The organism is Streptomyces sp. NPDC005761, assembly GCF_040630635.1.
GTDB lineage: Bacteria > Actinomycetota > Actinomycetes > Streptomycetales > Streptomycetaceae > Streptomyces.
Genome location: NZ_JBEXXX010000084.1, coordinates 1 through 9,903, shown reverse-complemented (window position 1 = coordinate 9,903; position 9,903 = coordinate 1). Strand labels below are relative to the sequence as shown.

At 71.2% G+C, this 9,903-nt stretch carries 8 protein-coding genes and 2 pseudogenes; 5 read left to right on the top strand and 5 right to left on the bottom strand.

The window, feature by feature from the left end; all coding sequences use genetic code 11:
• A pseudogene (locus tag ABZ434_RS35625) lies at positions 1 to 84 on the bottom strand (electron transfer flavoprotein subunit beta); the annotation flags it as partial.
• Between the two features lie 110 nt (positions 85 to 194).
• Here ABZ434_RS35625 and ABZ434_RS35620 point away from each other — a divergent pair.
• Together ABZ434_RS35620 and ABZ434_RS35615 are read left to right on the top strand one after the other, a co-directional pair.
• Complete coding sequence (locus tag ABZ434_RS35620; RefSeq protein WP_359146110.1) at positions 195 to 917, top strand: TetR family transcriptional regulator; 723 nt, start codon at positions 195 to 197, stop codon at positions 915 to 917.
• A gap of 154 nt (positions 918 to 1,071) precedes the next feature.
• On the top strand, positions 1,072 to 1,446 hold the full coding sequence (locus ABZ434_RS35615; protein ID WP_359146112.1) for a hypothetical protein: 375 nt from the start codon (positions 1,072 to 1,074) through the stop codon (positions 1,444 to 1,446).
• A gap of 23 nt (positions 1,447 to 1,469) precedes the next feature.
• On the opposite strand, the pseudogene ABZ434_RS35610 reads toward ABZ434_RS35615, so the two are convergent.
• Positions 1,470 to 1,667 (bottom strand): annotated as a pseudogene (locus tag ABZ434_RS35610) (helix-turn-helix transcriptional regulator); the annotation flags it as partial.
• A gap of 172 nt (positions 1,668 to 1,839) precedes the next feature.
• Positions 1,840 to 3,135: a HEAT repeat domain-containing protein gene (locus ABZ434_RS35605; protein ID WP_359146107.1), complete on the bottom strand. Its 1,296-nt coding sequence runs from the start codon at positions 3,133 to 3,135 to the stop codon at positions 1,840 to 1,842.
• 409 nt (positions 3,136 to 3,544) lie between these two features.
• On the opposite strand from ABZ434_RS35605, the gene ABZ434_RS35600 reads away from it, so the two are divergent.
• Together ABZ434_RS35600 and ABZ434_RS35595 are read left to right on the top strand one after the other, a co-directional pair.
• A complete protein-coding gene (locus tag ABZ434_RS35600) occupies positions 3,545 to 6,268 on the top strand; it encodes a cellulose binding domain-containing protein (protein WP_359146104.1) in 2,724 nt (907 codons plus the stop codon).
• A gap of 141 nt (positions 6,269 to 6,409) precedes the next feature.
• Positions 6,410 to 6,970 carry a hypothetical protein gene (locus ABZ434_RS35595; protein ID WP_359146103.1) on the top strand — a complete coding sequence of 187 codons (561 nt, stop codon included), beginning with the start codon at positions 6,410 to 6,412 and terminating at the stop codon, positions 6,968 to 6,970.
• 56 nt (positions 6,971 to 7,026) lie between these two features.
• On the opposite strand, the gene ABZ434_RS35590 is transcribed toward ABZ434_RS35595, so the two are convergent.
• Positions 7,027 to 7,953, bottom strand: a complete 927-nt coding sequence (locus ABZ434_RS35590; RefSeq protein WP_359146100.1) for an acyl-CoA thioester hydrolase/BAAT C-terminal domain-containing protein — start codon at positions 7,951 to 7,953, stop codon at positions 7,027 to 7,029.
• 19 nt (positions 7,954 to 7,972) lie between these two features.
• A complete protein-coding gene (locus ABZ434_RS35585) occupies positions 7,973 to 8,857 on the bottom strand; it encodes an SIS domain-containing protein (RefSeq protein WP_359146097.1) in 885 nt (294 codons plus the stop codon).
• A 186-nt stretch (positions 8,858 to 9,043) separates the two neighbouring features.
• Here ABZ434_RS35585 and ABZ434_RS35580 point away from each other — a divergent pair, with 186 nt between their 5' ends.
• Entirely contained in the window at positions 9,044 to 9,844 is an 801-nt protein-coding gene (locus tag ABZ434_RS35580) for a DeoR/GlpR family DNA-binding transcription regulator (RefSeq protein ID WP_359146095.1), read from the top strand.
• The last annotated feature ends 59 nt before the right edge of the window (positions 9,845 to 9,903 follow it).

The following is a 9,903-nucleotide window of genomic DNA, read 5'->3' as shown; positions in this document are numbered from 1 at the left end:
ATCCAACGTCAGGTCATCGGCGAAATGCCGGTCACCGGTCGCGTCGGGCACGTACTTCACACAGACAACGATCCTCAAGCTCACGCCGGCTCTCCCTGTACTTCGTGGTGTCTCTGCGACGATCCTATGGTACCCAGTACCCCTCGTAAAGGTACCCAGTGCCGGATGGGTGATTCCGATGCTACGTTTCCGGCATGACCGATGACCGCGGGCCGGCCAAGAAGCCCCCCATGCGTGACGTGCTCGCCGAGGCGGCCTTCGCGCTCTTCATGGAGCGCGGGTTCGAGCGGACCACGGTGGACGACATCGTCGCCAGCGCCGGGGTGGGACGGCGGTCGTTCTTCCGCTACTTCCCCTCGAAGGAGGACGCGGTCTTCCCCGACCACGAGCGGTGTCTCGCGGACATGACCGCGTTCCTGGAGGCGGCCGGGGAGGGCGAGCCGGTGGACGCGGTGTGCGAGGCGGCCCGGCTGGTACTGCGGATGTACGCGGAGAAGCCGGAGTTCTCCGTGCAGCGCTACCGGCTCACCCGTGAGGTGCCCGGTCTGCGCACCTACGAGCTCTCCGTCGTGCGCCGCTACGAGCGGACCATGGCGGGGTATCTGGAGCGCCGGTGGGCGGGTACCCCCGACGCGGCCCTGCGCGCGGAGGTGGTCGCCGCCTCGGTCGTCGCGGCGCACAACAACGGGCTGCGGTCCTGGCTGCGTTCGGGCGGCCGGGGCGATGCCGGCGCCGAGGTCGACCGGGCGCTCGAACTCGTCCGCGCCGTCTGGGGGGCGTCCGCCGAGCGTCCCCCCGCGCCGGCCGCCGAGGACGAGGTGATCGTGATGATCGCGCCGAAGGGTGCCCCGATGTGGCGCGTCGTGCAGCGCATCGAATCGGCTCTCGGTGAGGAACGCGGCACCACTGAGAGGTAGTTCACTCGACGGTCGGCCATCCTCCGGCACTCAGTACCTTTACTTCATGGAACGCAGTGCCATACGGTGCCGGTGTGCCGTCGCCGGAGGGCGGCACATCCAGTCGAGCGCGGGAGGCCGAGACGTGTTCATCACCGGAATCGACGTGGAGCCCATGGCTCGCGACGCAGCGGAGCCGCACGAAACGGAGGGGCTGGTCTACCAGGTGTGCCGGTGGTGCCACACCGCGTCCTTCCGCAAACTCCTGTGCCCCGTCTGCGCGTCGAGCGACCTGGAGTCGGAGCAGAGCGACGGACATGGCGTCGTCGTGCGGTCCAGCGTCGTGAACCGCTACTCGCGGGTCATGCGCAACGAGTCCCTGGTCCGCTTCCCGGAAGGCTTCGTCTACCGGTGCCGCATCGTGGGCGCGGCCCCGCACCTGGTGAGTGTCGGCGACCGGGTCCGGCCCGTCGGCGGCATGACCTCCGAGGCGGGCGAAGTGGTACTCGAACTGTGCGACCCGCCCGGGATGGCCGACTGGTACGCCTGAGCCGGACGCCGTCACGCCTCCAGCTAACGCAGCACGGCGAGGATCCGCCGGTTGTAGCCGGTGGTGTGCGCCAGCCCCAGCTCGTCGAAGACCGTGTTCAGGTTCTTCTCGACCGCGCTCAGTGAGATGTGCAGTTCCTGCGCGACGGCCGCATTGGTGTGCCCCTGTGCCAGCGCCTCCAGCACGGTGCGCTCGCGCGGGGTCAGCCGGGACAGCGGGTCGCCGTGCGGGTCCTCCAAGGCGAACCGCAGCCGCGGCACGGACACCACGACTCCTAGGAGTCGGCTGACCTGCGACGGTATGAGGACTGCCGCCGTGCCCGGTGAAGCCTCCCGTACGCCAGTACTGCGGTTTCCCGCAGGGGGCGGGACAGGACCGGGGCCGTTCCGCGGATCAGGGGCGCGCGCTCGAGGCGGTCTGAGGCCCGTCGGATCTCCCTGGGCTGCCCGTCCGCCACCGATGGCGCCGACCGGCCTCCACGATGTGGTTGACGGGCCACGACCGCGGGTCGACCGGCCCCTCGTGCTCGTTTCCCTCCAGACACCGCGGGTCGTCGCGTTCGGCCAGCCCGTGAACGGCGCAGATGCGCACCAGCCGGTCCTCGTCGCCCAGGCGTTCGGCCAGCACGTCCGCGATGTCCTGGGTGTGGCCCTGATGGCCGGCAAGGAGTGCACACGCGTGTGCCCGTACGTCGCTGTCGGCATCGCGTGTGAGGACGAACAGTGCCCGCAGCGCCGCGGGGGAGTACGAGCCCTCGGGTCGCGGGAGGCCCGAGCTCGCCTCGCGCCGCACCTCCGCGTCCGGGTGGGTGACGTGAGAGAGCCCCACCGCCTCGACCCGGGGGTCCGGGGAGTCCGACTCGGACAGTGCACGCAGTACGAGACGGAGGACGGCAGGGTCCGTCTCGTCGACGGCCCAGGGGAGGAAGATCTCCGGTGCCCGCGGTTCGAACACGACCGGCCGCGTCTCGGTGGCTGCCTCCCGCAGGACGATGCCGCGCAGGACGTCCGCGGCGAACAGCCGGTGCAGGGGCTCGGGGTGGGACCGCAGCCCCGCGGCGGCCGCCCAGGTCTCCTCGTCGTGCCGGCCGGCGAGAACGTCCACGGCCTCGGACCAGTCGGCGTGCTCCGGGTCGGGATGCGCGAGGGCGCGTGCGAGCAGTTCCTCGATCGACTGACGATGTCCGAACCACTGTTCGAGATTGCTGAGGACTGCGGCGTGTCCGTCGCGCACGGTCAGCCCGCCGAGCGCGATCTCGTCGTAGTCGGTCCACCAGTCGCCGTCCCGTACGCGGATCCGGCCGGGCGGGCCCAGGTCACCCGTTCTGCGCCGCAACTCGGTTACCGCACCTGCCTCGTACCAGTGCCGCGCGCGTGCCAGCAGTTCCGCCCGCACGGTGTCGTCGAGGCCCTCCCCGAGACCGGGCAGCACGGCGAGAACGACCGAGACCGTGCCGCAGTCGACGGCCCGGAGCAGGGGCGTGCTTCCGTCGGGGAGCGGCCGTAGCGGATCGGCGCCTCCCTCGGACAGGGCGGCGGCGACCGGTTCGTCGAACGCGGCGATGGCGAGGCAGAGCGCCGGGACACCCGACGCGTCGGCCGATTCCGGGTCCGCGCCCGCCTCCAGGAGCCTGCGCACGGCGTCCGCGTCCCCGCTCCGCACCGCCTCGATCACGGCGACCTCAGTCATCCACAGCTCCCCGGTTTGCGTCGTGCGCGCGGAGGAACCCTAGCCGTCCCTGCCCCGCGTCGCCGGAGTGAGGATCGTCCGCTCCCGGCGGCCTGTCGGGCCTGCCGACGCCGAACCGGGGCGGGCTCCATCGACCTGGAGGGTCGGCATCCTCAACACCGTTGCCCCGCGCATCTGTTGAAGTGAGGGCTCAACGTCCGAAGTCGCGGGGACGGTGTTACGGGTGAATTGCCTGACGCTGCCGCAATGGTTTCTCCGGGGGTGGCGAAGTCATCCGATGAACCCTCTCCATCACCCTTCTCCCGGCGGGTCCGCGCCGCTACCATCGGGACGCGAATGGGAGCGCTCCCACACCTGTACCCGCCCCGTACCGCCGCTGTCGGCGGTCTCGTTCGGAGAGGACGTTTCCGTGCGCTCAAGCGCTAGACCCCTTGCCGCCCTCCTGGCAGCACTCACTCTCACCGCCGGGCTGTTCGCCACCGGCGCTCCGGCATCGGCGCAGGCGAACACTGCCGTGCCGGTCGCCGAAGCATCCGATGTGTCTCTGGCCGCGGACACGTACGACTGGAAGAACGTCCGCATCGACGGCGGTGGTTTCGTCCCCGGCATCGTCTTCAACCGGTCGGAGAAGAACCTCGCCTACGCCCGTACCGACATCGGTGGTGCCTACCGCTGGGACCAGGCGGGCAAGCAGTGGACACCGCTGCTCGACTGGGTGGACTGGGACCACTGGGGCTGGTCCGGTGTGGTGAGTCTCGCCTCCGACTCGGCCGACCCGGACAACGTGTACGCCGCCGTGGGCACGTACACCAACAGCTGGGACCCGAACAACGGCGCGGTCCTGCGCTCGTCGGACCGCGGCGCCAGCTGGAAGGCGAGCACCCTTCCCTTCAAGCTCGGCGGCAACATGCCGGGCCGCGGCATGGGCGAGCGCCTCGCGGTGGACCCGAACAAGAACTCCGTGCTGTACCTGGGCGCGCCCAGCGGCAAGGGCCTGTGGCGGTCCACCGACTCGGGAGCGACCTGGTCGGAGGTGACGGCCTTTCCGAACCCGGGCAACTACGCCCAGGACCCGACGGACACCAGCGGATACGGCAACGACAACCAGGGCATCGTCTGGGTGACCTTCGACGAGCGCACCGGCAGCGCGGGCAGCGCGACCAAGGACATCTACGTCGGCGTGGCCGACAAGGAGAACACGGTCTACCGCTCCACCGACGGCGGCGTCAGCTGGTCGCGGATCGCCGGACAGCCGACCGGCTACCTGGCACACAAGGGCGTGCTCGACTCGTCGAACGGCTATCTCTATCTGACCCTGAGCGACACCGGCGGCCCCTACGACGGCGGCAAGGGCCGGATCTGGCGCTACACCACCGCGACCGGCGCGTGGAAGGACGTCAGCCCGGTCGCCGAGGCGGACACCTACTACGGCTTCAGCGGGCTGTCCGTGGACCGGCAGCGGCCCGGCACACTGATGGCGACCGCGTACAGCTCCTGGTGGCCCGACACCCAGATCTTCCGCTCCACGGACAGCGGGGCGACGTGGACGCAGGCCTGGGACTACAGCAGCTACCCGAACCGCACCAACCGCTTCACCCAGGACGTCTCCTCCGTGCCCTGGCTGACCTGGGGTGCCAACCCCACGCCGCCGGAGACCTCGCCCAAGCTGGGCTGGATGACGGAGGCGCTGGAGATCGACCCGTTCGACTCGAACCGGATGATGTATGGCACCGGCGCCACGATCTACGGCACCGAGAACCTCAGGAACTGGGACTCCGGCAGTCAGTTCAAGATCACCCCCATGGTGAAGGGCCTTGAGGAGACGGCCGTCAACGACCTGGCGAGCCCGCCGTCCGGCGCCCCGCTGCTCAGCGCGCTCGGCGACATCGGAGGCTTCCGCCACACCGATCTCGACGCCGTGCCGGGCATGATGTTCACCTCGCCGAACCTCACCTCGACCACGAGCCTCGACTTCGCGGAGAGCAGCCCCAGCACGGTCGTACGGGTCGGCAGCGCCGACGCCGCCCCGCACATCGGCTTCTCCACGGACAACGGGTCCAACTGGTTCCAGGGTTCCGAGCCCTCCGGAGTCACCGGCGGCGGCACGGTCGCGGCCGCGGCCGACGGCAGCGGATTCGTGTGGAGCCCGGAGGGTGCGGGAGTGCACCGCACCACCGGGTACGGGAGTTCATGGTCGGCGTCCACCGGTATACCCGCCGGGGCGGCCGTCGAGTCCGACCGGAAGAACCCGAAGAAGTTCTACGGCTACAAGGCCGGCACCTTCTACGTCTCGACGGACGGCGGCGCCTCCTTCACCGCCAGGGCGTCGAGCGGTCTGCCCACCGAGGGCAACGTCCGCTTCAAGGCCGTGCCGGGCACCGAGGGCGATGTGTGGCTCGCGGGCGGCAGCGCGACCGGTGCCTACGGTCTCTGGCACTCCACCGACTCCGGCGCGACGTTCACCAAGCTGTCCGGGGTCGAGCAGGCGGACTCGGTCGGCTTCGGCAAGGCGGCCGCGGGAGCCTCGTACCAGACGCTCTTCGTCACCGCGAAAATCGGCGGTGTCCGCGGTGTCTTCCGTTCCACGGACGCGGGCACGACCTGGACCCGGATCAACGACGACGCCCACCAGTGGGGCTGGATCGGTGCCTCCATCACCGGTGACCCGAGGATCTACGGACGGGTGTACGTCTCGACCAACGGGCGCGGAATCATGTACGGCGACTCGGCGGACGGCGACGGGGGCGGCACGGACCCGGGTACGGATCCCGGAACGGACCCGGGCACCGATCCGGGAAACCCGCCCGGGAACGCGGCCTGTTCGGTGACGTACAAGGTCACCAACCAGTGGTCCGGCGGTTTCCAGGCCGATGTGACGCTCACCAACACCGGGACCGCGGCCCTGGACGGCTGGCAGCTCGGCTGGACGTTCGCGGACGGCCAGAAGGTCACCCAGATGTGGAACGCCACGCCCACGCAGGACGGGGCGAAGGTGAAGGCAGCCAGCATCTCCTGGAACGGGAAGGTGGCGCCGGGTGCTTCGGTGGGCTTCGGTTTCACCGGCACCCTGACGGGGGGTAACGCGGTCCCGGCAGCGTTCGCCCTGGGCGACGAGGCCTGTTCCACCGGCTGACGGACCGGCGGAGAAGGAACGGGGGACGGTGGCGGGGCGGGCCGAGCGGGTGGGCCCGCCCCTTGCGGCGCCGTGTCACCGGCGCCGGTGACACGGCGGCCTCACTGGCCCCGTACAGGTTCGTCGGCCATACTGCCCGCCGTGGAGCAGCGCATAGATCCGAAGACTCAGCCCGCGTACGCCGCAGGGACAGACCCGGCGTACATCCCCGGTCTCACGGCCCCCCGAACCGCCGCGAAGGCGGACGAGGACCCGGAGCAGACCGAGGGGCCCGCACCCGAGGATGCCGTCGTGGAAGCCGCGTCGAAGGACGCGGTATCCGACGACGAGCCCGTCGCCGGGACGGCGGCGGACGACGAGGAGGACGACAACGAGCAGGTGGACGAGGCGGACGGCCCCACGTCCGGCGACGGAGCGGCGGACGGCCCGTCGTTCGAGGTGAGTGACCGACGCGGTTCGATCGCCGCCGACCGCAACGGCATCCGGTTCACGCTGGACGACCAGGAGGCCGACTTCCACTGGGACGAGATCGGCGCCGTGGAACTGAAGCCGGCCCGGTTCGGCCGCCGGTTCACCATCACGGTCCACATGTCGACGCGGCGCTGGTTCAACGCCGAGGTGGAGGCGGCCGCCAGGAGCAGTCTCAAGGAGTGGACGGAGGGCTTCGACGCGGTCCTGGACGCCTACTTCGAGGAATCCTGACGGGGCGGGGCCCTGCGGCCCCGCGCGGGGCTCCCTGAGCCCGCGGGCTTCGACGTCTACGCCGGTGTGCCCGCTGCGGGGGAGCCGTGACCGCGCGTCCCGGCGGCGCCGGCGCCCAGCAGGGCGTCGAGCAGGTGCGGCCAGGCGTCCGCCCCGAGGGCGGCGTCGGCGGCGGGCGAACCCCCGTACCGGAAAAGGGCGGACGGCGCGGCAGGGCCCTCGCCGGGCAGCCGGGGGCGGTGTCCGGCGTCGGCGCGGGTGATCAGACGTACGGGGAGACCGGCCGCCCTGCGACGGGCGGCCAGTTCTCCGGCGAACCGCAGGGAGGGCCACATCAGGTCGTCCCCTCCCGCGACCAGCACGAGGTCGGTGCCGCGGCCGCCCACCGGGACGGACGCGGCCGGGACGCGGTCGGCGAAGGTTCGCAGGCTCTGCTCGTACCAGCCGAGAATCGGGACGGGCTCGCCCTCCGGGCCCGCCGCCGCCCAGGCGCCGTCGTACGCGACGAACGGCAGGGGTCTGCCCCGCCAGGTCCAGCACGACCGGTGCGGTCGCGCGGTGCCGTCGCGGCCGGGCCCCACGTTCGCCCAGGTCGTCGAGGTGGGGGAGAGCGCCACGACGGCGTCGACGCCGTCGTGCAGACCGGCCACGTGCAGGGCGGCCTCGGCGCCCTTGGAGGTGCCCAGGACGCCGACGCGCCGCGCACCGTTCGTCCGCAGCCACTCGATCGCGGACACGAACGTCTCCAGCGGTACTTCGCAGATGCCCGGTGGCTGTTCCGGGCCGCCGAACCACTGGATGGACAGGGCGGTCACGCCCTCCCGGGCGAGCAGCCGGCACCGTGCGTCCTCGATGCGTCCGCTGGACCCGGCGAGGACGAGCACGGCCGCGCCGCCGCCGTCCACGGGGGTGGCGAGAAACCCCGTCCAGGGGTCGGCGCCGTCGCCCCCCGGGGCCTGCACCGCGCGTTCCGCGATCTCCATGTCCCGCTCAGTATCGGGCTCAGGCCTCCGCCAGGACCACCGAACGCGTCAGGTGGCGCGGGCTGTCCGGGTCCAGGCCGCGGGCGGCGGCGCGCGCGATGGCCAGGCGCTGGACGCGGACCAGTTCGGCCAGCGGGTCCAGGCCGCTCTCCACCCAGCGGGCGCCGGTGGCGAGCACCTGCTCGCGCAGTCCCTCGGGGGCGGCGCCGAACGTCCAGGTCGCGGTGCCGGTGGTGGCGATGCTGATGGGACCGTGGCGGTACTCCATCGAGGCGTACGCCTCCGTCCAGGACAGCGAGGCCTCCTTCATCTTCAGCGCGGCCTCGTTGGCGAGTCCGGCCGTCCAGCCGCGGCCCAGGAAGGTGAACTGGGAGCAGTCCAGCAGCCCTTCGGGCAGCGGCTCGGCCAGTGCGGTCTCCGCGTCGCGGACCACGGCCTCGGTGTGCAGACCGAGGTGGGCTCGGAGCAGCGTGAGCAGGGTGGTGGCGAACCGGGTCTGCACCACGGACTGCTCGTCCGCGAAGTCGAGAACCACGACGGCGTCGGCGGACGCCATCACCGGCGTGTTCGGGTCGGCGGTGACGGCCACCGTGGGGGTGGTCCCACGCAGCCGGTCGAGGAGTTCGAGCACCTCGGTCGTGGTGCCCGACCGGGTGAGGGCTACGACACGGTCGTAGCGGCGCCGGGTGGGGAACTCCGAAGCGGCGAAGGCGTCGGACTCGCCCTGCCCGGACTCCTCACGGAGCGAGGCGTATGCCTGAGCCATGTAGAACGAGGTGCCGCAGCCGACCACGGCGATGCGCTCCCCGGCGGCGGGCAGTGCGGATGAGTGGCTCGGAGCGAGGTCCGCGGCGCGGCGCCAGCAGTCCGGCTGACTGGCTGTCTCGATCTCGACATATGACACTTTTGCACTCCGTACTGAGGTTGGGATGCTCGTTTACGCACGTTACTCGCGATGAGCAAGCATTATCAAGCATGCACCGTGCAGTCGGCTTGACTCGGCGGAGCCTTGTGCCCACGCTTGCGCGTGTCCGGTGATCGCACCCAAGGGGATGGGTGCTCGCAGACCGGACCTGTGAGGAGAGAGCTCTTGTCCAGGGACGCCCGGTGGAACGCACTGCTGGAACTGGTCGGCAAGCACGGCCGGGTGGACGTCGAGGACGCCGCCGGGACGCTGGACGTCTCGGCCGCGACCATCCGCCGGGACCTGGACCAGCTGGCCGAGCAGCAGCTGCTCACCCGCACCCGGGGCGGCGCGGTCGCGCACGGCGTCAGTTACGAACTGGCACTGCGCTACAAGACGGGACGCAACGCCCCCGAGAAGCAGGCCATCGGCCGTGCCGTCGCCGAGCTGGTCGCGGTCGGTGAGGTGGTGGGGCTGACCGGCGGCACCACCATCACCGAGGTCGCGCGGTCGCTCGCCGTGCGATCCGATCTCGTGGGTGAGGGCGCGGGCGGGACGTCCGGGCAGCCGACCCTGACCGTGGTCACCAATGCCCTCAACATCGCCAACGAGCTGGTGATCCGGCCACAGATCAAGATCGTGGTGACCGGTGGTGTGGCCAGGCCTCAGTCGTACGAGCTGACGGGGCCGCTGGCGAGCGGTGTGCTGGGCGAGATCACGCTGGATGTGGCCGTCCTGGGCGTCAACGCGATCGACACCGAACGCGGCGCGTACGTCCATCACGAGGGCGAGGCCAGCATCAACCGGCTGCTCGCCCAGCAGGCCCAGCGGGTGGTGGTGGCGGCCGACTCGTCGAAGATCGGCAGGCGTGCCTTCGCGCGGGTCTGCGACCTCGGGCTGGTCGACTTCCTGGTCACCGACAAGGGCATCACGCCCGACGCGGCCGCACGCTTCACGGAGGCCGGTGTCACCGTTATCGCGGTCTGACCCGGAACGGCCCGTATCGGGCGCATGCATGACGGCGGGCCGCCACACGAGGTGTGGCG